Below are 23,062 nucleotides of genomic sequence, written 5' to 3'. Positions count from 1 at the left end.
TGTGGGACGGTCCTACTTCGCGACCGTGACCTCGTCGGTGCGTTCGTCGGCGCGGCCGTAGGACTCCCAGAACGTCGCCCCGACGATGCCGAGAGCGACGGGATCGAAGATCGGGTCCTTGCCCTGCTTCTTCTGCTTCTCGTAGTCGCGCAGCGCCTTGAAGGCGGGCTGCTGCAGGATCAGGATGCCCACGATGTTCAGCCACGCCATGAGTCCGACGCCGATGTCGCCGAGCGTCCATGCCTCACTTGCGGTGGAGACGCAGCCGATCGCCACCGACACCAGGATCAGTGCCTGCAGGAGCAGCGTGAGGTTGACGCCCAGCGTGCTGCGCAGGGGGCGGATGTAGAGGGTGGCGGCCTTGCCCATCAGGAACCGCAGGTTGGTCTCGGCCATGTAGTAGTACGCGATGATCGTCGTGAGGCAGAAGAACGCCAGCGAGATCGCCACGAACGTCGAACCCGCGCCGCTCCACATGCTGTCGAAGCCGACCTGGACGAAGGCTGGGCCGACCTCGACGGGGCCGTTCAGCATCCCGCCGTCGGAAAGCACTGCGCCGTCGGCGCTCTCGCCCTCGAAGACGCGGTATGCGCCGGTCGAGATGATGAGGAAGCCGGTCGCCGAACAGACGAACAGGGTGTCGACGTAGACGGCGAAGGCCTGTACGAACCCCTGCTTGGCCGGATGCGAGACCTCCGCGGCAGCGGCGGCATGGGGTCCGGTGCCCTGTCCGGCCTCGTTGGAGTAGATGCCGCGCTTGACGCCCCACATCACGGCCGCGCCGACGATCGAGCCGAACACGGAATCGATACCGAATGCACTGGCGAAGATGAGCCGGAGGACTTCGGGGATCTGCGAAGCGTTGGTGAAGACGACGACGAGCGCGAACAGGATGTACAGGACGGCCATGAACGGGACGACGATGGTCGCGAACGTGGCGATGCGCTTGACCCCGCCGATGATGACGAACGCCAACACGATGACGACGCCGACCGCCACCGCCCAGTCGGCGATACCCCACGCCTGGTTCATCGCGATGGCCATGGAATTGGACTGCACGCTCGGGAGTAGCAGGCCGCAGGCGAGGACGGTCACGGCGGCGAAGATGAGCCCGTAGACCTTGAAGAACGGTGCCGCCTTGGTGTGGGCCAGCGCCTTGCTGAAGTAGTACGCCGGGCCGCCGCGGTACTCGTTGGTCAGCGGATCGCGGGTCTTGTAGATCTGGCCCAGCGTGCACTCGACGAACGACGTCGACGCCCCGAGGAAGGCCATCGCCCACATCCAGAACAGGGCGCCGGGACCGCCGAAGGCGATCGCTGTGGCCACACCGGCGATGTTGCCGGTGCCGACCCGGCCGGCCAGCGAGATCATCAGCGCCTGGAACGACGACACCCCGTCGGGCGAGCTCTCGCCATGACGCATGACCCGGATCATCTCCGGTACGTGCCGGATCTGGAGGAATCTCGAACGGATGGAGAAGTAGACCCCGACACCGAGGCACAGGTACACCAGCGGATTGCTCCAGATGATGCTGTTGAGGTCGTTGAGGAAGTCGGTCATGGCGGCTCCAGCGATGGTGGGGACGGACGCTCGTGGCGGTCCGTCCCGGTGATCGAGCGGTGAACTGGTTGCTTCAGCTAGGCGAACACTTTGCACGACGCCACGCGGCGGTGCGCGACAAGGTGCGAAATCCGTCGGCCGGAACTCGCGCTTAGCACTCGGAATGAGGGAGTGCCAAAGTCGGTTACACTGGTCATCGTTTACTGACATTCGGAGGTTTCGCGGTGCCCACCTACTCGTATGCCTGCACGGAGTGCGACAACAAGTTCGACATCGTCCAGTCCTTCTCCGACGACTCGCTGACCGAGTGCCCGCAGTGCGCTGGCCGCCTGCGCAAGCTGTTCAACTCGGTCGGCATCGTGTTCAAGGGCAGCGGTTTCTACCGCACGGACTCGCGTCCCGGTTCGTCCTCGGACACCTCGACGTCCTCGTCGGACAGCTCGTCGTCGAGTTCCTCCTCGTCGTCGGACAGCTCGTCGAGCAGCTCCAAGTCGGACTCCGCGAGCTCGTCGTCGTCGACCAAGAGCGAGACCAAGGCCGCGACTCCCGCCTGACCGGCGTCCCAGACGACAACCTCGTAGGTCGAACCCGGGCGATGTCACCCGACACCGCCCGGGTTCCGCTGTACCCGGGTCAGCCGAGTCGGCGGAACCCGTCTCCGGGAGTGAGAGTCCAACCGACCGGGACATCGTGGTCACCGGACGGCAGTGAGTCGACGACCTCGTCGTCGTAGACCACGCCGACGAGGTCGGCCGACAGACCGTGCAGGGTTCGGTCGTAATATCCGGCGCCGCGTCCGAGGCGCACACCGCTCTTGTCGATCGCGAGCGCTGGGACCAGGATCACCGACGCCGCGCGGATCGCGGTCACCCCGACGCGGTCGGTGGTCGGTTCCAGAAGTCCCCAGCGCCCGGGAGCCAGCGAGTCCGGCCCCGTGTACGGCGCCCAGTCCATCGGTGCAGGATCGCCGTCGGGAACCACCGGGACCAGAACCGACACGCCGCGGTCGACGAGCGCGTCGAGCATCGAATTCGAGCCGGGTTCGTTGCCGACGGGGACATGCGCTGCGACCGTGACGTCGTATTCGAGCCGGAAGGGGCAGGAGTACATCCATTCGGCGAGGGCCGCGGCGGACCGGTCCCGCTCGTCGGCGGACCGACGCGATCGCCGATCCTCGATCTCTTGTCGCAGTTGCTGTTTCAGCGTTGTCAAGACCCGACCGTCCTTCGCGTCGTCTCGAGACCGGTGGCATGTGCACCCCGGCCGGGACAGCCGGGACGCCCGCACTGTATCCGACCGTCGGAACGAGCGTGGTGAGGTCCCGGTCACCGCCGTCTGTCCGGCCGAGAACCGGCACCTGTCCTAGGGTGGATTCATGAGTGCGACGGATAAAGCTGGTTTCAGTGAGTACGAAGGTGTACCCAACACTCCGCCGATCCCGCGTACCGCGGTCGTCCCGGCAGCCGGGTTGGGCACGAGGTTCCTGCCGGCGACCAAGACGGTGCCCAAGGAATTGCTGCCGGTGGTCGACACCCCCGGCATCGAGCTCGTCGCCGAAGAGGCCAAGGCGGCCGGCGCCGATCGTCTCCTGATCGTCACCTCTCCGGGCAAGGACGGCGTGGTCGCCCACTTCGTCGAGGACCTCGTGCTCGAGAACACCCTCGCCACGCGTGGCAAGGAGTCGATGCTGGCCAAGGTGCGCAAGGCGCCCAACCTGCTCGAGGTCGCGTCGGTCGTGCAGGAGAAGCCGCTCGGCCTCGGGCACGCGGTCGGTTGCGTCGAGAGCTACCTCGACGACGACGAGGACGCCGTGGCAGTTCTGCTGCCCGACGACCTGGTGCTACCCGGAGGTGTCCTGGAGGTCATGGCGCGCACCCGTCAGCGCCGGGGCGGCTCGGTGCTGTGTGCCATCGAGGTCCCCGAAGATCGCATCAGCGCCTACGGCGTCTTCGACGTCGAGCCGCTTCCCGATGCCAACAACCCGAACGTCATGCGCCTCAAGGGCATGGTCGAGAAGCCCGAACCGCAGGATGCGCCGTCGAATCTGGCCGCCGCGGGTCGCTACATCCTCGACCGCAAGATCTTCGACGCGCTGCGCCGCATCGAACCCGGCGCCGGTGGCGAACTGCAGCTCACCGACGCCATCGCGCTTCTCATCGAGGAGGGCGAGCCGGTCCACGTCGTCGTCCACCACGGCACCCGACACGATCTCGGCAACCCCGGCGGCTATCTCAAGGCCGCCGTCGACTTCGCGCTCGACCGCGACGACTACGGTCCCGATCTGCGCGAATGGCTCGAGAAGCGTCTCGCCGACGGCTGATTTCCGCACGGGCGATCACCGGTCGCATCCGCGCGCCTCGCACGCTGCCGCGGGCGCGCTCGATAACGTTCTCCTGTGTTGTATCGAGTGCACGACGTGCCGAGCGCTGTCGGCCGCACGTCCCGGTGCACTGACCGGTTGAGACGGGAAGAGCGGTGAGATGCGGTCTGTCGAAGATCATCTGACGCTGGTGACCGCGGCGGCAGTGGCGCCGCGTCCAGTGCGCGTCGCGATCTCCGAGGCGCAGGGCCTGATGTGCGCCGAGGAGGTCGTCACCGAGCACCCGATGCCCGGCTTCGACCAGGCGGCCATCGACGGCTACGCGGTGCGTGCGGTCGACGTCGGTCTGGCCGGGGTGCTCGCACCCGAAGACCTGGAGGACTTCGACGCCAACGGCGCCGAGCTCGTCGACCTCGAACCGGGCGAACCGATGATCGTGTCCCTGCCGGTGGTCGGCGAGGTCGGGCCGGGCTCGCGGACACCGACGCGGCTGCAACCGCGTCAGGCGGTGCGCGTCGAGACCGGGGCCCCGATGCCGACGCTCGCCGACGCCGTGGTCCCGTTGCGCTGGACCGACGGTGGCGACCAGAAGGTCAAGATCGGACACGGCGTCGAGAGCGGCAACTACGTCCGGCGGGTCGGCGACGACGTGCAGCCGGGCGATGTCGCGGTCCGCGCGGGCTCGATCATCGGCCCGGCCCAGGTCGGGCTGCTCGCCGCGGTCGGTCAGGCACGCGTGATGGTGCACCCGCGCCCGCGCCTGTCGGTCATCTCGGTGGGCAGTGAGCTCGTCGACATCGACCGCACACCCGGTCCCGGTCAGATCTACGACGTCAACAGCTACGCGCTGGCCGCTGCCGCCCGCGACGCCGGCGCCGACGTGAACCGCGTCGGCATCGCCGAGCGCGAGGCGTCGCGGATGCGGGAGGTCGTCGAGGCGCAGCTCATCCGCTCCGAGATCGTGGTCATCTGCGGTGCGGTGGGGGGAAGTGCGTCGACCGCTGTCGCCGACGCGCTCGCCGACCTCGGCGACCTGGAGATCGTGCGGGTGGCGATGCACCCGGGGTCGGTCCAGGGCTTCGGGCGCCTCGGACGCGACGAGGTGCCGACGTTCCTGCTCCCCGCCAACCCGGTGAGCGCTCTGGTGACCTTCGAGGTGATGGTCCGGCCGCTCATCCGGATCGCGCTGGGCAAACGGCAACCGATGCGGCGGATCATCAAGGCGCGCACCATCGGACCGATCGCGTCGGTGCGCGGCCGCAAGGGTTACCTGCGTGGGCAGCTGATGCGGGACGAACGGTCGGGGGACTACCTGGTGCAGGTGCTCGGCGCCTCACCGACCGGGTCGTCGCACCTGCTCGCCGAACTCGCCGAGGCGAACTGCCTGATCATGGTCGACCCCGATGTCGAGGAGATGGGCACGGGCGACGAGGTCGAAGTGGCGTTCCTCGCGCAGCGCGGGTGACCCCTGCTGAGCAAGCAACGAACGAGCGCGTCGAGGTCGAGGCGCCCCCACCCCCGCTGGTTGAGCCGGCACCGAGCGGAGCGAGGCGCCGAGTCGAAACCACCACCCCGACGCGAGATCCAGGTCTCACGCCGTCGGCGCTGTGACAGCGCATAAACTTCTTCTCGTGTTCAGGTGGTTGAGCGGCAGTCAGGGAAGTCCGGGATGGCCGGCCACCCTCGGGCCGCTGCGCACCCGGACCGGCACGGTCACCCTGCGGCCCGTGAAGGTGCGGGATGCCAAGACGTGGAGCGAGTTGCGGATCCGCAACCAGAACGCCCTGTTGCCCTGGGAACCGACGGGTGTCGGAAGCTGGGCTGAACGCCATCAGCCCGGGTCGTGGCCGCCGCTGTTCGCGGTGCTGAAGTCGGAGGCCAAACGAGGTGCGCTGCTCCCGTTCGTGATCGAACTCGACGGCCGCTACGTCGGGCAGCTGACGGTGGGCAACATCCAGCGCGGTGCCGTCCGGACGGCGTGGATCGGCTACTGGGTGGACGCGGCGTACGCCGGGAACGGCATCGCGACCGCCGCGGTGGCGCTCGGGGTGGACCACTGCTTCGGTCCGGTGGGCCTGCACCGGCTCGACGCGACGGTGCAGCCGACCAACGAGGCATCGCGGAAGGTGTTGACCAACATCGGGTTTCGGCAAGAGGGTCTCCTGCTGCGCTATATGGACGTGAACAAGCGCTGGCGCGACCACATGCTGTTCGCGCTCACGGCCGAGGAAGTGGTCGGCAGCGCCGCCGAGGCACTGGTCCGGGCGGGCCGGGCGTCGTTCCAGTGAGTCGGGGCGTCGAGGTCACCGCGTGATCACCACGACCGGCTCGCGCCGTCTCACGCTGACCGTGGCGGCCGCGTTCTTCGCCACGGGGTGCGCGATCCACGAGACCGGACGCGCCGTGAACGGCGTGCCGGTCTCCGAGCAGGTCGCGACCGGCAGCGACACGGACCCCTGCGACGTGCCTCGAAATGTTCTGGAAGAACTCGGTGTACAGGACGTGCCGGTGCAGCGGGCCGCGGTGTCCCGACCGACGTGCGCCTGGGAGATCGGTGCGTACCGGGACCCGAGTATGTACTACTGGGTGTCGGGTCCCACCGAACCCGACCACCTCAACGACACCGTGGTTCTCGCCGGCACACGGGCCGAGATCTTCTATGAGTCAGAGGGACTGGCGCGCTACATCGTGCGCCTGGACCGCCACACGTTCGATGTGGCGTATTCGGCCGACACCTCGCCGGACACCCCGACCGGGCCCGAAGGGGCGGGGCTCGTGGTCACGGCATTGCTCGACAAGTACGGCTACCGCTAGCCCGAATCGCCATGCGGTCGCCGGCTTCTTCAGCGCCTACGTCAGCGCCCGGTCTCGATGGGGAAGTCCCGCGCGCGCATCTCGGATTCGATCGCGGCTCGGGTGCGGAGATAGGAACTCGTCCGGATGGAGTCGTCGGCCGTGTACAGCGAGGGCAGGAACGTCGAACCGCGCTGATCCCGGTGCGCGCCATCGGCGCCCGCGCGCAACAGGACGAGGCAGTGGTCGATGTTGAGCACGTCTGCCGAGGTGAACAGCGGCGTTCGGCCGGCGAGCGGTTGCACCGAGTTGAGGTCGGCGCCGCGGTCGATCAGCAGGCGCAAGGCGTCCCCGCGACGATGGCGGACAGCGGTGTGCACGACGTTGCCGCTGATCCGGTCCGACGCCCCGACCAGCCCTTCGTCGAACTCGATGATGGTGCGGAAGGCGTCGAAACGGTCGAGCAGCACGCTGTAGGCGACGGCGTTGTAGCTGCCGGCGCCTGGCAGATGCGGGTCGGCGCCCGCGCGGAGCAGGGCACCCACGGCCGCCGGCGGCCCGAATTCCACCGCCCACTGCAGTGGCGTGATGTCCACGCGCCGCGGGTCGGTCTCCGGATCGCCGCCGAGTTCGTCGAGGTCGGCGCCCGCGGCGACTTAGGGATTCGATCGCGGTCTGATCGTCTCGTCGGGCTGCGTCGAGCACTCGGACGGTGGGGGCGGTGAAGTAGTCGGCCGCGTCGACGCGCGTCGAGACGACGTCCGCGATCCACCCGCACCCGGCGACCACGCACGCGGACAGTGCTGTCGCAACCACCGCCACGAGTCTCTTCATCCGCACCATGCCGTCCCTCCGTGCCTCATGTCCGATTTTTACGATAACCCGCCTCAGTCGACGCATAGGCTCTCGGAATGACCGAACACAGTGACGAACTGGAGATCGTGGTCCGCGGCCAGGCACGCGGTCGGTATCGGCCCGAGCGCGGAATCATCCACCTCGTGGTGCGCGTGGAGGGTGCGGACAAACCGGCGGTCTACACGCGCGCGGTCGAGGTGCACACCGATCTGACCCGTGCGCTGACGGGACTCGAGTCGGCGGGGGCAGTGACCCGATGGACGGCCGACTCGGTGCGGGTCTATTCCTATCGTCCGTATTCGGAGACAGGCGAGCGTCGAGAACTGGTGTACAACACCCGCATTCGCATCGAAGCCGAGTTCGTCGACTTCGAGGGGTTGTCAGAGTTCATCGACCTCTGGGCGTCGGTCGATGCCGTCGAGGTCGGTGACATCGACTGGGATCTCCACGAGCAGACGCGGCGCGAACGCGAGCGGGAGTTGCGTCGGGACGCTGTCGAGGACGCGATTCTCAAGGCCCAGGCCTATTCCGATGCGGTGGGTCGGGGACCGGTGACGCCGGTGCTCCTGTCCGATCCGGACCTGGCCTCGAATGTGCCGACGGCGAGGCGACGGGCCATGCCGATGGCGGTCGCCGCCGGTCCGCCGGCCTCGCCGTCGCTGGAACTGCGCACCGACGACATCGAGATCGCCGTCGCGGTGGACGCCCGGTTTCGGGCGCAGTGAACCCTCACGGCAACGGTGATGCTGAGAGGCGCGTGTGAAACCCGCGCCGATTCGCCTGTGACACGGCGCGTCTACCCGGGGCCGACCTGTCGTCGTCCTAGATTGTGGAGTGGCTTCGTGTGACCAGAGTGAATGAAGGGAGAGTCGCATGCCCAACTCCGTACTGTGGGTCTGTCTCGTCGCGGTCTGGCTCTTCGTGCTGGTCCCGATGGTCATCAAGGGACGTCCGCAGATCCTGAAGTCGACCGACGCCGCGCGCAAGACGCGACTGCTGCACCGCGGTGGGTCGCGCACCGCGACGGCCTCGGGAAGTCGACGCCGGTCGTCGGCCCGTCATCCGCACGATCCGTCGTGGAAGTCCTCGCGTCGCAGCGCCACCGCGACGCTCGAGGCCGACAGCGACGTCGACACCGAGGACGACGCCGACGTCGCGAAGAGTGAGTCCTCGACCCGAGTGCGTCGTTCCGGCAGTGCGAAGGTCGAGAAGCCGACGGCAGAATCCGTGGACGACGACGATGATTCGGTCGACACCGCACTCGGGGACACCGATGACGAGTCCGTGGACAGCCACAGCGAGAGTGACAACGACGCCGTCGCGGAAACCGATGACGACATCGAGGTCGACGTCGAACGCGACGAGACCGCAGACGACGAGTCGGACACCACGTCCGAGGAAGCCGAATACGACGACGACTTCGAGGACGTCGACAGCGAATACGAGGACGGCGAGTACGACGACGACCTCGAGGACGAGGACGCCGAATACGAGGACGCCGAATACGAGGACGCCACAGACGAACTCGACGAGGACGAGTACGACGACTACGCCCGCGCGTCGCGGCGCAGTGATCGAGCCGAGTCGGTCGACGAGGACGAGGCGGACGACGCCGAGGCCTATGTAACCGATCCCGACGAGGTCGAGGACAGCCGCCCGGCGGCGCATTCGTCGAGCAGTCGACGGTCCGGACGCAGTGTCTATTCCTCCGAGAAGGAACGCGAGCTCAAGTACCGGGAGCGTCAGCGCGTCACGCTGGGGTTGTTCGTGCTGGTCTTGCTGGCGATCGCGGCCGGCTTCGTCGTCGGGACGCCCGGTTGGGTGGCCACCGGCGTGCTCGGTCTGCTCCTGGTGGGCTACCTCGCGTACCTGCGTCGTGCGGTGAAGACCGAGCAGCAGATCCGGGCACAGCGCCTTGCGCGCGCCAAGCGGTCGGCGCGTGCCGAGGAGGAGCGTCGTCGACGCGCCGCCGCGGTCCCGGAGTTCGCCGCCGCACCCCCGCCGCCGCGACTTCGGCGGCCCGGTGGCGCAACGGTTCTCGAGATCGACGACGAGGACCCGGTGTTCGACCGCCTTCCGCCGTTCCAGCGTCGCCGCATGGACCGCGAAGACCTGCAGTACCGCCGCGTCGGCTGATCTCCACACCCGTTCAGCAGTAGGTGTCGCTCAGCGAGACCTACTGCTGAACTGTTTCCCGGCTACTTCGTCACAGCCGGCTTGCCGTGCGAATCCAGCCACGCCTGACCGGCTTTCGCCGCCTTCGACAGCGCGATGCGCTCGCCGAGATAGGTCGCGGGCGCCCCGACGACGGGGACATACGCGAGCATGCGGAACGGCGCCATCGGCTGCGGTCGTTTGTCGAACTCGTCGTCGACGGCACGGAGCAGCTTCGCCGCATCCCAGATGGCGGCGAACAGCGACCTCTCCCGCTCCTCGGGTTCGGACGGCAGCGACGTCCCGGACTCGGCGGTGACATCCGGGTTCGTGAGATCACGTTTACAGAGCACCGACGCGAGCAGCTGCACCTGTCGTTTGCGATCGGTGACCTCGTACTCGCGGGCGATCGCGACCAGCACCATGGCCTGGTTGGCGAACCCGAGGTACGGGGTGATCGGCAACCGCTTCGCCCACACGCCGAAGACCCCCGGGAACGCCACGGCGCCCGTGTTCAAGGTGCCGATGCGGGTCACCCACCAGCTGGCGCGCTTGTGCATGGACCGCTCGGACCAGCCCTTGGTACCTGGCCATTCGGCGGCGTCGAGCAGCTTCGACGCGGCGTGCTGGGCCTGCCGCAGGCGCGAGTCGGGGTGGTCGTCGTCGTGGAAGGTGTGGCCCTTCAGGCCGAGCGGGTCCCGCTCGGCGAGTGCGTCGAGGACGGGGTTGATCACCCCGACCACGTTGTCGAGAACGCCGGCCAACTGTTGATCTGACATCCGAGGCACCCGCCCAGCCTAGTGGTGGGCCGGCCGTTTGGGAGTCGACGACCCCGGGCTGATAAAGTAGCTCGCGGATGGTCGCAAGACCTCCAGGGGCTATGGCGCAGTTGGTAGCGCGACTCGTTCGCATCGAGTAGGTCTGGGGTTCGATTCCCCATAGCTCCACCGAAAACGGCAGCTCAGACGGCTCCGCCCGGAACCCGGGCGGGGCCGTTCCGCATCTAGCAGACCGGCCTCGTTCCGAGATCAGGAAGCGCAGGGAGTGAAGTGGGAGGCGGCGTGATCGCCGCACAGCGGCACCGACATCTCGGGAGATATCCCGGCAGGCGTCACCATCTCCCAGTGGGTGGCCCGGCGATGGCAGTCGACGACGTAACAGGCGGGGGCGAACGAGTTTTCCACGCCTGAGCAACGTGTCAGTACGCTCGGCAATTCCCGGGACCGGGGGGGGGTGTGCCACCACCGGGTCCACAGCGTCGACAATCAGTGGAGGGTGGCCGAGGGCCCCGATACCGACGTACTCGTCGGGTGTCCGCAGTAGTCCCTCCGCGATTGTCGCTCGGCGAGGGCGCAGACAGATCCGCGCCCGGGGCGGTACCCCGGACGCGGATCTCTGACCGTCGCAGTCGACCTGCTACGTTGCCGTATCGTCCGATCCTGATTCAATCGCGCCCGTGACGAGTTCGACGATCGCGTCGGTGATTGCGCCTTGAATGATGCTTGCCATCTGTGACCCCGATTTCTTGATGGATGAGTGCCTTGCCGTCAATACATTACGGTAGAAACATGGGCCTCGCGAGCTGAGTAGGCCATGATGAAAGTAAATTCTTGGTTGATGGAGTGTTATTCGCCTGACAACCGACGAACCCGAAGTGTTTTGTCGAACCCACGGTGTGGCAGATCGATATTGCATGGTGGCCGACAGATTGCCTTGCCATGATCAGGACGTTGCAATGAACAGCTCGAAATCTAGTATCGATGAACGAATCAGTGATAGCGAACTGGCATCTCCTTGATGCCGTTGAGCCAGCCGGACCTGACTCGAATCGGCTCGCCGGTTTTGGTGAGGTCGGGGATGATGTCCGCGACGGCGTTCATCATGATGTCGATTTCCATCTTGGCGAGGTTGGCGCCGATGCAGTAGTGCGCCCCACTGCCTCCGAACCCGAGATGCGGGTTGGGGTTTCGTGTGATGTCGAAGGTGAATGGATCTCGGAAGACAGTGTTGTCGTAGTTGGCTGACCCATAGAAGAGGCCTACGCGTTGGCCCTCGCTGATGCGCGTGCCGTTGAGTTCGGTATCCTGCGTAGCTGTTCGCTGAAAACAATTGACCGGGGTTGCCCAGCGAACGATCTCGTCGGCAGCCGTGGACGGACGTTCGCGGCGAAATATATCCCACTGCTCGTGGTCGACGAAGAACGCGCCGGTGAGGGCGACCGCGACGAGAAGGACGACGGTGGCCCGATCCATCAGCTTCTCGGCCGCGGCGGACACCGAGATACGTTTCCGCAGAACAGGTCCGGCAGCGCGCATTGCGTAGGTGCCGACTGCGAGGAGTGTGATCCCGATGGCCAGGGAGACGCCGGCGCTCATCGCGATGTCCGAACGGTGTCGTGCTCGAGCGTGTCATTCGGCTCGGCGTTCCGGGCGTCGGCGCCGGTCCTCGTGCGGGGCAGATCCGGTGCCTCCGCGGATGCCGACCGAAGGCGGCGGACCACCTCGAGGGCGGCGAAACCGCCGAGTGCACCCATGATCGGCAACCCGGCCGGTAGGAACGGCGTCGAGGAGACGGCCACCGCCGCGCCGACGGTCACCGCCGCCCAGGTGGCGCCGTCGCGAAGGGCGGGGATGGCCAGCGCGGCGAAGGCGGCGTCGAGGCCGAGGCTCGCGGGGTCGGCGACCACGCCCCCGAGGGCGGCACCCAGGGCGGCGCCGACGGGCCAGGAGATGAGAACTCCCAGCCCGCACAACAGGAACGCGGCGCGTGCGCGCCGGGGATCGGTCTCGGCCGTCGCCAGGGCTGCCGTCTCGTCGTTGATGAGGTGGGAGCCGAGCAGGATCTCGGGCGTGCCGCGCAGGTGCTTTCCGACGGCGAGGCCGTATCCGAAGTTCCGGGTGTTGACCAGCAGGCCGGCCAGCGCGGCCAGGATCGGCACCCCGCCCGCGGCGAGAATCCCGACGAAGACGAACTCCGACGATCCGGCGAGCACGATAGTGGCGATCAGGACGATCTGCCAGAGAGTGAGGCCCGCGCCGTGCGCGGCGACCCCGTACGACGTCCCGATCACGAGCACCGACAGCGACATCACCACGACAGCGCGCAGGGTTGCCGAGTCGAGTGTTCTCCAAGCCGAACGCATGACTATCATAGTGAACAGTGGAGGAGTGTTCGTCAAGATGGACGATCGGACGGTTTGATGAACGAAGCGCGCTCGGTGAATCCGAAAGAGCTCGTCGCCGCGTCATTGAAGCGAGAACGCGCACGAGCCGGTCTGTCGCTGACCGAACTCGCCCGGCGCGCCGGTATCGGCAAGTCGACGCTGTCCCAGCTCGAATCGGGGGAGGGGAACCCCAGTGTGGAGACGCTGTGGGCCCTGTCCACGGCTCTGGGGGTGCAGTTCTCGGCGCTTCTGGATTCGCCTACGCCCACGGTCGAGGTCATCCGGTTCGGTGAGGGACCGGTGATCCCGGCCGCGGACGCCGATTACTCGGCCACGCTGCTGTCCACCGCGTCGCCGGGTTCCCGGCGCGACATGTACGTGATCCGGGCCGAGCCGGGTAAGCCCAGGGTCTCCGCCCCGCATGCGCGCGGGATCGTCGAGCATGTCGTGATCAGTTGCGGCCGAGCGCGTCTCGGGCCCACCGATGCCACCGAGGTGCTGTCGGCCGGTGACTACATCTCGTATCCCGGTGATGTCGAGCACGTCTTCGACGCGCTCGAGCCGGGCACCGTCGCGGTGATGCTCAGCGAGGCGTTCTGAGGTTGCGGGACAAAACCTTTCAAGTCCGGACAGGCCTGGGAAGCGCCGGTGAAAACCGCCCTCGAGAGGCGCGGCGTCGACCGCATGCCGTCGTGAGCACTGTCCTGGGCGGTCTTCGGTCGGATTTCCGACGACCCTGCCGGTGTGGGCGAAACGCGACGTGCATCACAGCGATTCGCGGTATCGATCACCGACGCGTACTGTTGCCAGAAGTGATGCGCCCGTACAGGCCGCGTCTAGCGTCGTAGAACGCCTCTCTCGCAGGTCCGGACATTCCGACACCGGTCGGCCACCTGCCATTGACTTCATACGGCGAACGAGCTCGCGCACCCGCGTGTTCGCCACCGGCACCGCCCTTGCACGTCAGTCGTGCTGTTCGCGTGCCAAGCACAGGAAGAAGCCTGCACACCACATGACTGCTGTCCTCGAAAACCCGGCCACCTCCACCGATGCTGCTGCGTCGGCGCCCGGTGTGTCGTTCGAATCCCTCGGTGTCCCAACCGAACTCGTCAAGGTTCTCGTCTCTCAGGGCAAGACCGACGCCTTCCCGATCCAGAAGGACACCCTCCCTGACACCCTCGACGGCAAGGACGTCCTGGGCCGCGGCAAGACCGGCTCGGGCAAGACCCTCGCCTTCTCCATCCCGCTCGTCGCCGGCCTGGCCGAGATGCAGGTCAAGCGCTACGTGGGCGCACCCACGGGACTGATCCTGGCGCCGACCCGCGAACTCGCGACCCAGATCGCCGCGGTCGTCGAGCCGCTCGCCGCCTCCGTGGGACTCACCGTCACCACCGTGTTCGGCGGCGTCAAACAGACCCGCCAGGAGCAGGCGTTCCGGCGCGGAGTCGACATCGTCGTCGCGTGCCCCGGACGTCTCGAGGACCTGATGCGTCAGGGCATCGTCCGGCTCGACGAAGTCGAGATCACCGTGATCGACGAGGCCGACCACATGGCCGACCTCGGCTTCCTGCCCGTCGTGACCAAGATCCTCGCCGCGACCCCCGCCGACGGTCAGCGGATGCTGTTCTCGGCCACGCTGGACAACGGCGTCGACAAGCTCGCCAAGCGCTTCCTCGACAATCCGGTGCAACATTCGGTGGATTCGGCGGAGTCGCCGGTCGCCGCGATGACCCATCACGTCTTCGAGGTCTCCTCGGCGGGCAAGCAGGACCTCGTGGCCGAGTTGGCCTCCGGCACCGGTCGTCGAATCCTGTTCATGCGCACCAAGCACCAGGCCAAGAAGCTCGCCAAGAAGCTGACCGAGGCCGGGATCCCCGCTGTCGACCTCCACGGCAATCTCAGTCAGGCTCAGCGCGACCGCAACCTGGCCGCCTTCGGTGAGGGTGAGGTCCGTGTCCTCGTCGCCACCGACGTCGCCGCCCGTGGCGTGCACGTCGACGGCATCGAACTCGTCGTGCATGTCGATCCGCCGGCCGAGCACAAGGCGTATCTGCACCGCTCGGGCCGCACCGCCCGCGCCGGGTCGGCCGGCGACGTCGTGACCGTCTGCCTGCACGAGCAGCGTCGTGAGGTCGCACAACTACTGCGCAAGGCCAAGATCAAGGTGACACCCATCGCTGTCGACGCATCGTCGGCAGCCGTCGACGAGCTCGTCGGCGAGCGCGCCCCCCGCGTGTCCGCGGCGGCACGCGCAGCCGCCGAGGCCGCTCGTGGTGGCGGTGCACAGGGCGGCCGGTCCCAGGGAGGTCGTCCGCAGGGCGGTCGTTCGCAGGGCGGTCGCTCGCAGGGGAGTCGACGCGGCGGTCGTGGTCGAGGCCAGGGCGGCAACGGCGGCGCTCGTGGCGAGAGCCGGAGCGCCGGAACCGGCGGCGGCCGGAACGTCACCGGCGGTGACTCGCGCGGTACTCGCGGCGAGGGCCGCGGCCGTCCGGCTCGGAGCGACTCGCGCGCGGGCGGTTCGCGCTCGTCGGACGCACGAACCGGAGGCCAGGGACGCGGCGCCGGGCAGTCGCGCGGCGGTGACCAGCAGCGGGCGGGCGCCCGCGGGCAGGGACGCCGGGCGAGCCGTCCGGCGGGTTCGCCGACCGGTCGCTGACCGGGGCTCACCCGCGAAAGACAACTGAAGAACGATGTCGAGCCTCGAGGGGCCGGTGACCACGGTTGCCGCCCTTCGAGGCTCGTCCTCATTGCGCGCCGGGAGTATCTGAGGCCTGGCGGCGCCGTTGTGGACTACGAAAGAACACCCGTGAGCGTCCAGATTCATGCTCCCTGAGGTGCGAGCGAAGCGAGCCACGAAGGGCGAGGTGCAACGCTCGCCAGCCCTTCGTGGCTCGTCGCTATCGCTCCTCACACCTCAGGGAGCAAGGGTTATGTGCTTCTTTCGGAACAGGGAGCGGGGGTTGGTCGCGCGCTCTGCAGCGGGGCGATCAGGCAGGCAGGAACCGCTGGGCGAGCCGCGGTGCGAGCCACGGCCGGGCACCCCAGGCGATGCCCTTCCCGGTGAGGCCGACCCACCCCGGGGACAGGCGACCGTAACCGGCGAGGAGAGCGGTCGCGGGGTCCACGCTGATGTGGACATCGGGCCGGCGTGGCTCCGGCGGATCGATGTGCAGCTCGCCGTCGGTGAATTCGTAGACGTGCCGTTCGCCGCACCCGCGGAGCCGGATGTCGTAGGTGCCGGAGTGCCCGGCGGCGTGCAGCGGATCGACCCAACTGGGCAGGATGTGTTGGCGTGCCCGGATGATCATCAGCACCACGTCCGGTTCGACCCACCAGCGGGCCCCGACAGCGCGTGCGATGTCGCGGGCGTGCACCACGAACTCGCCGATCAGCAGGCCGAGAGCGGCGTCGGCCCGGATGACGCGGTCGCCGTCGAAGTGCATCTTCGGGACCTGCGCGTGGAAATGCGACACCTCGTCGACGAGTTCGCGGAGGTCGTCGGTCAATCGTCGGCAGAGCACTGTCACGTCGCGCGTCGGCAAGTTGGCGATCTGTTTGGCATTGAAGTCGGGTACGTCGACCGCCGAACAGCACCACTCACCTTCGCCGCGCGCGAGTTCGAGAAAGCGCGACGGCGCCATCGCGACATGGCCGACACAATCGGTCAACGTCCAGGCGGGGGTGTCGGGGAGCCGGGTGTCGGGGTCGCCGACACCGAGCACGAGATCGGTGAACCGATCCGCAGTCGTGAGCGCGGCGTCGATGTAGTCAAACCTCGAGAACATCCCCGTCGCGCGTGGTTCCTCCCCCCACATGGCGTACGAGATTACCCCGGCCCGTTGCGACGTGCGACACATTCCGTGCCAACACGTCGAACCTGTGGACAGATGTGCAAGGTGCGCAACATTATTCACAAACGCGCACGATGATTCTCAGTCACGTGACACCGCCGGGGCGGCTTCGCCGAGCCGTACGCAGACGACGCCGAGCACGATGAGCAGGCCGCCGGCGAGTTGAATCGGTGCCGGCAGTTCGTCGAGCACGAGCCAGGCGAAGACCACCGCGAACAGCACCTCGGACAACGCCACGAAGGACATCACCCGGGCCCCGAGCAGCCGGCCGCCTGCGATGCCGAAGCCGTAGGCCATGGCGGCCGAGACCACACCCAGCAGCACGAGCGGGATCCACCAGGCCACCTCGAGCGCACCGACCTCGACCGGGTCCGTGGTCATGGTCATCGGCAGGATCCCGGTCAGCCCCGCGACGACGAGGGCCAGTGCGCCGATGAGCAGGCCACCCGCGGCCAGGCTCAGGGGCGGCCAGCCCGTGCGGTCGTCGGCGGAGATCACGAAGTAGGCGGCGGCCCCGACCATCGCGGCGAGCGCCCACAGCACCCCGATCGCGCTGATCGGGACGTCGCCGGTGAGGTCGAGGACGAGCGCGAGTCCCCCGATCGCGAGTGCCGCGCCGAGCACGGTGACGCGACCCGGACGCTGACCGTGGCGCAGCCACATCCACACCAGCACGGCGACCGGGGCGGTGTATTCGATGAGCAGCGCGACGCCGACCTGCAGGTAGGTCACGGCATAGAAGTAGGCCAGCTGACAGCCGGCCACCGCGAGGAGTCCGTAGGCGACGAGCACCGTCCAGGACCGTCGGCCCGGCTGCTCGGGCAGCGGCTGCCGACGGTCGCGAAAGGCGAGGAAGCCGGGAATGGCCAGGACCAGACCGCCTAGTGCGATGCGGACGGTGACGGTCGCACCGGCCGTCCATCCCGACTCGATCATGGCCCGGGCGAGCACCCCCGAGATGCCGAAACAGGCCGACGAGATCAGCGCGAGTGTGAGACCCAGCGCGGGTCGCGAGAGCGGCGCAGTGTGGTCCGCGGTCCTCACGGATTCTTGGCGGCGACGATGGCCGAGCGAACGGCCTCCCGGCATTCCGTGCCCGTCGGCTCACCCGTTCCGAGGTAGAAGCTGCCCGGACGTCCTTCATGACCGGCAAAGCCGGTCACCGAGAATCCGTCGGATTCCGGAACATACGGGGTCGACGACATCGACGCGGCGGCGAGCGGACACGACAGCGCCGACACCCCACGTTCGGCCCCGGACACCACGACGATCAGGTGGGTCGGATGCAGCACGATGAGCGTCTGGTGCTCGGAATCGGGGTCGACGGGGTTGCTGCGTCGTCCGAAGAGCTTGCCGAAGAACGTGGTCGACGGTGGGTTGATGCTCCGGGTGATCCACGCCGGCAGGTCGTCGGTGACGGTGAGCTGTGTCGAGTCGGCATGGTCGCGCAGCGTGGCGGCGACGTCGGCGGGTAGATCGGACAGATCGGCGCGCACGGTGGTGCGCTGGTACGCGGGGAGCCCCATGGCTGAAATCTAGCGCAGCAGTCCGTCAATCGAGGCCGGCGACGGACGACGCGACGCCGAGGCGTCGGCCGAGCAACCGACGGCGACGCGGTGCCGAGGCCTCGGTCGCGTTCGACTCGAGGTCGTCGAGCAATGAGGCGACGGTCTGCGCCGAGTCGGTCTTGTTGGTGCCGATGAAGCCCGACGGACCGCGCTTGATCCAACCGGTCACATACATCCCGGGTACGGGCTCGGTCCCGTCGAGCACGCGGCCGTCGAGGTGCGGGATGATCCCGGCCGCGTCGTCGAACGGGAGACCCGGGACCGCGACACCGCGGTAACCGACCGAGGTGAGGACGAGCCCGGTGTCGAGCCCCACCGTCTCGCCGGTGGGTTCGATGCCGACCGCGGCTCCGGAGTCGTCGACGACCGGACGGTTGCGGCCGGCGGTCAACGTGCGCGCGCGGCCGTCCGCACCGGCGGTCACCTCCATCGGAGAGGCGAAGAACGCCAATCGGATTCGACGGCCCTCGGGTTCGGGGCGGGCGGCGCACTCGGCCAGGAGATCGAGCTTGGCACGAGTCGTGGTGTCCAGGTCGGCGGGTGCGGGCAGCGCTTCGAGGTCGGCGGCGTCGACGGTGACCGGGACCCCCGAATCGACCAGTCCGATGAGTTCGGGCAGGGTGAAGGCCGCGTGCGCGGGTCCGCGGCGGCCCATCACCACCACCTCGCGGACCGATGAGGACCGCAGCTTCGCCAGTGCCGGACGGGAGATGTCGGTGGCGGCGAGGGTGCCCGGGTCGGCGACGAGGATGCGTGCGACGTCGAGGGCGACGTTGCCGTTGCCCACGACCACGACGCGCTCGGTGTCGAGATCGACGTCGAGGTCGGCGAAGTCGGGATGGCCGTTGTACCAACCCACGAAGGATGTCGCGCTGGACACTCCGGGGAGATCGAAACCCGGCAGCGCGAGTTGCCGGTCGGTGGGTGCCCCGCCCGCCCAGATCACGCCCTGGTGACGGGCGCGCAGGTCGGCCAGGGTGAGGTCCCGCCCGACCTCGGTGTTCAGCAGGATCTCCAGTCGGGGGTTGCGCGCGATGTCGTCGAACAGCTCCATCACCTTGCGGGTGTGCAGATGATCGGGCGCGACGCCGAACCGTGCCAGCCCGAACGGCCGGTCGAGACGTTCGTACATGGTGACCGAGACCTGTGGCTGCCGCAGCAGCTCGTCGGCCGCGTACATCGCCGACGGGCCCGAACCCACGATGCCGATCGAGATCGAGGTGTCGACGGCCAGCTGCCGCGGACGATCGATGGGCGCGAGGGGTAGCCGACGGGCCGGGTCGACGGGGAAGCGCGCGGCTCCGTCGGCCGGATCGTGGTACTGGGTCGCGTTGACCTCGACGAACCGTTCCTGCCCAGCCGGCAGGCGATGTCCCGGGACGATGGCGCCGACCGGGCACGCACTGACACATGCGCCGCAGTCGACGCAGGTCGCGGGATCGATGTACAGCATCTCGGCGATGCCGAAATCGGGCTCTTCAGGCGTGGGGTGGATGCAGTTGACGGGACATGCGTACACGCACGACGCGTCGCCGCAGCACGCCTGGGTGACGACGTGGGGCATGGTCTCGGGTTCTACCTGCGTTCGGGGTTCGGGTTCAGGCCGCGGTGTAGGTGGGCTCGCTGCGGAACCGCGACGGGCGGCCGCTGATGCCGAGCGCGCGCCACAGCAGGCGCGAGACCGGGTTCATCAGTCCGCTCTGCTCGCCGAGCATGCGGACGTCACCGAAGACGTTGCGCAGGAACCGCTTCGACTCCGGCGACCGCCAGAAGATGTCCTTCATGACCGCGTCGGGCACGTCGAACCGCTTGGCGAAGCTCCGCGGGGGCACCACGATGGCGCCGCAGAGGATGCGCATGGTCAGCGGGAGAATCAGCGACAACAGGAAACGCTGGACGCGTCCGCGCTGCGGCACCTGCTCGCGGATCAGGTGGTGGGCGAAGGAGATGTGGCGTGCCTCCTCGGCGACGTGCAGCTGCATCACCGCGGCCATCGTCGGGTGCAGGCTCGCGCGGGTGCGCAGGAAGTCCTTCTGGATGTGGTCGATCGGCTCCTCGCCGCCGAGCACACCGAAGAAGAAGACGGTGGGGAAGACCGTCGAGACCAGCGGAACGAGAGGAGAGATGAGGCGATAGCCCAGCTTGGCCCCGGGAACGTCCATGCCGGTTCGGTTGACGAACTCCTGGAACATCAGGGTGTGGTTGCACTCCTCCTTGGATTCGTGCGTGGTGTAGCGGAATTCGCGGGCACCGTTGGGGAGTTTGAAGCTGTACTGCATCAGGCCGCGGATCAGGACCGACTCGAACTGCAGGCCGACCTTGGCGACATTGGCCTGGCGCCACATGCCGATCTCGATCTGCTTCTCCTGCGGCAACTGCTGGTACCACGGGTGGCGGCCGATCGGGTCGACCTCGTAGGACAGAATCCACCGCGGATCGTTCTTGACGATCGCCATGTCCGGCGCGTCCCAGTCGATGTCGACGTACGGGTCGAAGTTGCGATGGACCGATGCCGCGGACAGGTCGTCGAGGACCTGGTCGTAATCGTGGTCGCTGCCGGACTTGTCGTGCTGCGGCACGTAGCGGGCGGGGGCCTCGTGCTCCCGGTCGGTCGGGGTCAGTGCTTTCGTCATCGTCGCATCCCTTCGGGGTGGGCGGCTCGGCCGGTGAAACAGACCACAGCGGATGACTCGAACGTATTTCGACGGGCCGCTATTGTCAACACTCGATGTCACGTTCGATACCGGCACAATGCACCGGTGCGTTCACCGGCAAGCCTGCCCGACTCCGCGCAGTTCAGGGGCTGACCTGGTGCGACGGGTGTAATTCGTTCGGGTTATATAACCCCGTCGCGAGCATCGCCGCGGGTTAGAGTTACCGCACCATCCGTGCCCGCGTCTGCTCACCTGGAGGAGCGATGTCCCGTCGTGTTCCGCACGCGTCCCGGCATTCTCGGGGCGCGACGCATGCCGCCCGCGTCGGTCGACGCGGCCTGCCGGCGGTACCACGCACCCGGGTCCGGTCGTGACCCAGCCGCCGCACGGTCCGACGCGTGTCGTCCCCGACCCCGGAGGGCCCCTGCCGGGCGCACCGGGTCCGCGGCCACCGGGGCCCGCCCCGCGTCGCCCGGGACCCCCACCGCCCGTTCCGCCTCGTCCCGGACCGATGCCCGGCCAGGCGCCCCCCGCGCCGCGGCCGGGCCCTGGGCCTGTTCCGGCGCCCGGACGAGGCGCTCCCGGGCCCGCGGGCGCCGTCGGCGATCTGACACCGGGGCTGGTCGACACCGACATCTGGACCGATGCGATGGTCGAGGCCGCGGGCATCCCGATCGTCGACGTCCCGTTCGTCACGGTCGGCTCGGGCATCGGGTCATTCGTGACCGTCGACTATCTGCGCATCTGCGGGGTGCCGCTCGACCGGATCGCGGTGCTCGGCCCCCAGGACGTGCCCTGGCACAGCTACGAGTACCTGACCCGGGTGTCGCAGATCCCGCGCACGGAGCGCCTGCGTTCGGATTCGGCGTCGACCCCGGACAACATCTGGGGTTTCCCGTCGTACGCGGTGCGGGAGGCCTGGGCGGACAAGAAGCTCAAGCCACTGTGGAATGTGCTGGTGGAGCCCGTTTTCGCGAACTTCTACACGCCGAGGGCCGGGCAGGCGTTCGAGTCGATGCAGAAGGAATGCGAGCGGATCGGCTATCTGAAGTGCCTGCACCGTGGTCAGGTCCGGATGATCCGACGCCGCGCCGCCGGTGGCTACTTCACGATTCTCACACCGCCGCAGGGGACTTCGCCCACCAAGCGGGTGGCCTTCCGCAGCCAGTGGGTCCATGTCGCGATCGGATACCCGGGGATCAAGCTCCTGCCCGATCTCCAGGCGTTCCGCGAGACCTACCGCGACGCCAGCAAGGTCGTCAACGCCTACGAGTCGCACGAGCACATCTATCAGTCGCTGCAACGCAAACCCGGCACCGTGGTGATCCGCGGTGCGGGGATCGTCGCGTCGCGGGTCCTGCAGCGGCTCATCGACGATCGCGACGCGTACGGGCTCCAGACGCAGATCGTGCACCTCTTCCGCACGTATTACGACAAACCCCACGGCCCACACATCTTCATGCGGCGCAAGGGCAAAGACGGTTGGGCCTACCAGGGCTTCAACTATCCGAAGTCGGTCTGGGGCGGGCAGCTCAAGGCCCGCATGCGCAAGCTCGAAGGACACGAGCGCGCGGAGGCGTACAAGCAGATGGGCGGGACGAACACCCCTGTCCGCGACGACTGGCAGGAGCAGTTGGCCCGTGGGCGGCGCGAGGGCTGGTACCGCGTCGCCGTCGGCAAGGCGGAGAGTCTGCTGCCGGCTGCGGGCGGGCAGGGGGTGGTGACCACCGTGCGGGTCGACCCGCATGCACCGATCCGGCAGGACCACCGGCCCGACGGCACCTTCGAGATCTACGCCGACTACGTGATCGACTGCACCGGACTCGAAGCCGACGTCCGCGAGCACCGCCTGCTGCGTGATCTGCTGGACCACACCGGCGCCGGCATCAACCCGGTCGGCCGCATGGACGTCGAACGCGACTTCGAGCTGAAGGGGACACGCAGCGGAAACGGCAAGCTGTACGCCTCGGGCAGCGCGACGCTCGGCGGTTACTTTCCCGGCGTCGACACCTTCCTCGGTCTGCAGATCGCCGCCCTCGAGATCGTCGACGACCTTGCCCGCCAGGGGTTCTGTCGACGACTGACGCCCTGGCGATCGACCGCCCAGTGGTGGCGCTGGATGAACAACAAGGGAGTCGACTGAC

General features: G+C 67.9%; 20 protein-coding genes, 1 tRNA gene and 1 pseudogene. 11 read left to right on the top strand and 11 right to left on the bottom strand.

The annotated features are described in order from the left end of the window. Window positions 1–12 precede the first annotated feature (12 nt). Window positions 13–1,560 carry an alanine/glycine:cation symporter family protein gene (locus AS181_RS10200; RefSeq protein WP_058251488.1) on the bottom strand — a complete coding sequence of 516 codons (1,548 nt, stop codon included), beginning with the start codon at window positions 1,558–1,560 and terminating at the stop codon, window positions 13–15. 224 nt (window positions 1,561–1,784) lie between these two features. Here AS181_RS10200 and AS181_RS10195 point away from each other — a divergent pair, with 224 nt between their 5' ends. Next, window positions 1,785–2,114: an FmdB family zinc ribbon protein gene (locus tag AS181_RS10195; RefSeq protein WP_058251487.1), complete on the top strand. Its 330-nt coding sequence runs from the start codon at window positions 1,785–1,787 to the stop codon at window positions 2,112–2,114. Window positions 2,115–2,193: 79 nt separating this feature from the next. Here the strand turns inward: AS181_RS10195 and AS181_RS10190 are convergent, their stop codons facing one another. Beyond that, the gene (locus tag AS181_RS10190; protein WP_058251486.1) at window positions 2,194–2,772 is read right to left on the bottom strand and encodes a 5-formyltetrahydrofolate cyclo-ligase; all 579 of its coding nucleotides are present in this window, start codon (window positions 2,770–2,772) and stop codon (window positions 2,194–2,196) included. A gap of 163 nt (window positions 2,773–2,935) precedes the next feature. Here AS181_RS10190 and AS181_RS10185 point away from each other — a divergent pair, with 163 nt between their 5' ends. The 4 genes from AS181_RS10185 to AS181_RS10170 all read left to right on the top strand — a co-directional run bounded on the left by AS181_RS10185 (window position 2,936) and on the right by AS181_RS10170 (window position 6,694). Further along, the gene (locus AS181_RS10185; RefSeq protein WP_058251485.1) at window positions 2,936–3,880 is read left to right on the top strand and encodes a UTP--glucose-1-phosphate uridylyltransferase; all 945 of its coding nucleotides are present in this window, start codon (window positions 2,936–2,938) and stop codon (window positions 3,878–3,880) included. 160 nt (window positions 3,881–4,040) lie between these two features. After that, window positions 4,041–5,345 (top strand): molybdotransferase-like divisome protein Glp, encoded by a 1,305-nt coding sequence (gene glp / locus AS181_RS10180; RefSeq protein ID WP_058251484.1) that lies wholly within the window; start codon window positions 4,041–4,043, stop codon window positions 5,343–5,345. 166 nt (window positions 5,346–5,511) lie between these two features. Then, window positions 5,512–6,168 carry a GNAT family N-acetyltransferase gene (locus AS181_RS10175; RefSeq protein ID WP_058251483.1) on the top strand — a complete coding sequence of 219 codons (657 nt, stop codon included), beginning with the start codon at window positions 5,512–5,514 and terminating at the stop codon, window positions 6,166–6,168. A gap of 22 nt (window positions 6,169–6,190) precedes the next feature. Continuing rightward, the gene (locus AS181_RS10170; protein ID WP_058251482.1) at window positions 6,191–6,694 is read left to right on the top strand and encodes a hypothetical protein; all 504 of its coding nucleotides are present in this window, start codon (window positions 6,191–6,193) and stop codon (window positions 6,692–6,694) included. Window positions 6,695–6,735: 41 nt separating this feature from the next. Here the strand turns inward: AS181_RS10170 and AS181_RS10165 are convergent, their stop codons facing one another. Then, entirely contained in the window at window positions 6,736–7,269 is a 534-nt protein-coding gene (locus AS181_RS10165) for an ankyrin repeat domain-containing protein (protein ID WP_058251481.1), read from the bottom strand. 315 nt (window positions 7,270–7,584) lie between these two features. On the opposite strand from AS181_RS10165, the gene AS181_RS10160 reads away from it, so the two are divergent. Together AS181_RS10160 and AS181_RS10155 are read left to right on the top strand one after the other, a co-directional pair. After that, window positions 7,585–8,253, top strand: a complete 669-nt coding sequence (locus AS181_RS10160) for an SIMPL domain-containing protein (protein ID WP_058251480.1) — start codon at window positions 7,585–7,587, stop codon at window positions 8,251–8,253. A gap of 148 nt (window positions 8,254–8,401) precedes the next feature. Beyond that, window positions 8,402–9,664 carry a gephyrin-like molybdotransferase receptor GlpR gene (locus tag AS181_RS10155; protein WP_058251479.1) on the top strand — a complete coding sequence of 421 codons (1,263 nt, stop codon included), beginning with the start codon at window positions 8,402–8,404 and terminating at the stop codon, window positions 9,662–9,664. 62 nt (window positions 9,665–9,726) lie between these two features. Here the strand turns inward: AS181_RS10155 and AS181_RS10150 are convergent, their stop codons facing one another. After that, window positions 9,727–10,470: a hypothetical protein gene (locus AS181_RS10150; RefSeq protein WP_082652911.1), complete on the bottom strand. Its 744-nt coding sequence runs from the start codon at window positions 10,468–10,470 to the stop codon at window positions 9,727–9,729. Between the two features lie 86 nt (window positions 10,471–10,556). Here AS181_RS10150 and AS181_RS10145 point away from each other — a divergent pair. Continuing rightward, a tRNA-Ala gene (locus AS181_RS10145) sits at window positions 10,557–10,629 on the top strand. An 822-nt stretch (window positions 10,630–11,451) separates the two neighbouring features. Here AS181_RS10145 and AS181_RS10140 read toward each other — a convergent pair. Continuing rightward, a pseudogene (locus tag AS181_RS10140) lies at window positions 11,452–11,880 on the bottom strand (cytochrome P450); the annotation flags it as partial. A gap of 173 nt (window positions 11,881–12,053) precedes the next feature. Beyond that, window positions 12,054–12,824, bottom strand: coding sequence for an AzlC family ABC transporter permease (locus AS181_RS10135; RefSeq protein ID WP_058251476.1), 771 nt, complete (start codon window positions 12,822–12,824; stop codon window positions 12,054–12,056). A 57-nt stretch (window positions 12,825–12,881) separates the two neighbouring features. Here AS181_RS10135 and AS181_RS10130 point away from each other — a divergent pair, with 57 nt between their 5' ends. Together AS181_RS10130 and AS181_RS10125 are read left to right on the top strand one after the other, a co-directional pair. Continuing rightward, window positions 12,882–13,445 carry a helix-turn-helix domain-containing protein gene (locus AS181_RS10130; protein ID WP_058251475.1) on the top strand — a complete coding sequence of 188 codons (564 nt, stop codon included), beginning with the start codon at window positions 12,882–12,884 and terminating at the stop codon, window positions 13,443–13,445. 412 nt (window positions 13,446–13,857) lie between these two features. After that, window positions 13,858–15,501, top strand: a complete 1,644-nt coding sequence (locus tag AS181_RS10125) for a DEAD/DEAH box helicase (RefSeq protein WP_058251667.1) — start codon at window positions 13,858–13,860, stop codon at window positions 15,499–15,501. Window positions 15,502–15,832: 331 nt separating this feature from the next. Here AS181_RS10125 and AS181_RS10120 read toward each other — a convergent pair whose 3' ends face one another. From AS181_RS10120 to AS181_RS10100, 5 genes are all read right to left on the bottom strand, one after another. Beyond that, a complete protein-coding gene (locus AS181_RS10120; RefSeq protein ID WP_058251666.1) occupies window positions 15,833–16,660 on the bottom strand; it encodes a maleylpyruvate isomerase N-terminal domain-containing protein in 828 nt (275 codons plus the stop codon). Window positions 16,661–16,777: 117 nt separating this feature from the next. Continuing rightward, entirely contained in the window at window positions 16,778–17,785 is a 1,008-nt protein-coding gene (locus AS181_RS10115; RefSeq protein ID WP_058251474.1) for an EamA family transporter, read from the bottom strand. Then, window positions 17,737–18,222 carry a hypothetical protein gene (locus tag AS181_RS10110; RefSeq protein ID WP_058251473.1) on the bottom strand — a complete coding sequence of 162 codons (486 nt, stop codon included), beginning with the start codon at window positions 18,220–18,222 and terminating at the stop codon, window positions 17,737–17,739. Before AS181_RS10110 ends, AS181_RS10115 begins: the two co-directional genes overlap by 49 nt. 25 nt (window positions 18,223–18,247) lie before the next feature. Continuing rightward, on the bottom strand, window positions 18,248–19,828 hold the full coding sequence (locus AS181_RS10105) for a 4Fe-4S binding protein (RefSeq protein WP_058251472.1): 1,581 nt from the start codon (window positions 19,826–19,828) through the stop codon (window positions 18,248–18,250). 34 nt (window positions 19,829–19,862) lie between these two features. Then, on the bottom strand, window positions 19,863–20,897 hold the full coding sequence (locus AS181_RS10100) for an AurF N-oxygenase family protein (protein ID WP_058251471.1): 1,035 nt from the start codon (window positions 20,895–20,897) through the stop codon (window positions 19,863–19,865). Window positions 20,898–21,429: 532 nt separating this feature from the next. Between AS181_RS10100 and AS181_RS10095 the strand changes: the two genes are divergently transcribed. Continuing rightward, complete coding sequence (locus tag AS181_RS10095) at window positions 21,430–23,061, top strand: hypothetical protein (protein ID WP_078112165.1); 1,632 nt, start codon at window positions 21,430–21,432, stop codon at window positions 23,059–23,061. Window position 23,062: the final 1 nt, after the last annotated feature.

The organism is Gordonia sp. SGD-V-85 (assembly GCF_001456905.1).
Classification (GTDB): Bacteria; Actinomycetota; Actinomycetes; order Mycobacteriales; family Mycobacteriaceae; genus Gordonia; species Gordonia hongkongensis.
The sequence above is the reverse complement of the archived record's forward strand: the minus strand, read 5'-3'. Positions and strand labels throughout refer to the sequence as shown.

What these genes read in the sequence shown, in the direction of transcription:
- AS181_RS10110 (WP_058251473.1), bottom strand. Translation starts at nt 18,222, where the DNA reads ATGGGGCTCCCCGCGTACCAGCGCACCACCGTGCGCGCCGATCTGTCC.
- AS181_RS10200 (WP_058251488.1), bottom strand. Translation starts at nt 1,560, where the DNA reads ATGACCGACTTCCTCAACGACCTCAACAGCATCATCTGGAGCAATCCG.
- AS181_RS10120 (WP_058251666.1), bottom strand. Translation starts at nt 16,660, where the DNA reads ATGTGGGGGGAGGAACCACGCGCGACGGGGATGTTCTCGAGGTTTGAC.
- AS181_RS10135 (WP_058251476.1), bottom strand. Translation starts at nt 12,824, where the DNA reads ATGCGTTCGGCTTGGAGAACACTCGACTCGGCAACCCTGCGCGCTGTC.
- AS181_RS10100 (WP_058251471.1), bottom strand. Translation starts at nt 20,897, where the DNA reads ATGACGAAAGCACTGACCCCGACCGACCGGGAGCACGAGGCCCCCGCC.
- AS181_RS10115 (WP_058251474.1), bottom strand. Translation starts at nt 17,785, where the DNA reads ATGCCGGGAGGCCGTTCGCTCGGCCATCGTCGCCGCCAAGAATCCGTG.
- glp (WP_058251484.1), top strand. Translation starts at nt 4,041, where the DNA reads ATGCGGTCTGTCGAAGATCATCTGACGCTGGTGACCGCGGCGGCAGTG.
- AS181_RS10105 (WP_058251472.1), bottom strand. Translation starts at nt 19,828, where the DNA reads ATGCCCCACGTCGTCACCCAGGCGTGCTGCGGCGACGCGTCGTGCGTG.
- AS181_RS10160 (WP_058251480.1), top strand. Translation starts at nt 7,585, where the DNA reads ATGACCGAACACAGTGACGAACTGGAGATCGTGGTCCGCGGCCAGGCA.
- AS181_RS10155 (WP_058251479.1), top strand. Translation starts at nt 8,402, where the DNA reads ATGCCCAACTCCGTACTGTGGGTCTGTCTCGTCGCGGTCTGGCTCTTC.
- AS181_RS10130 (WP_058251475.1), top strand. Translation starts at nt 12,882, where the DNA reads ATGAACGAAGCGCGCTCGGTGAATCCGAAAGAGCTCGTCGCCGCGTCA.
- AS181_RS10095 (WP_078112165.1), top strand. Translation starts at nt 21,430, where the DNA reads ATGCCCGGCCAGGCGCCCCCCGCGCCGCGGCCGGGCCCTGGGCCTGTT.
- AS181_RS10125 (WP_058251667.1), top strand. Translation starts at nt 13,858, where the DNA reads ATGACTGCTGTCCTCGAAAACCCGGCCACCTCCACCGATGCTGCTGCG.
- AS181_RS10185 (WP_058251485.1), top strand. Translation starts at nt 2,936, where the DNA reads ATGAGTGCGACGGATAAAGCTGGTTTCAGTGAGTACGAAGGTGTACCC.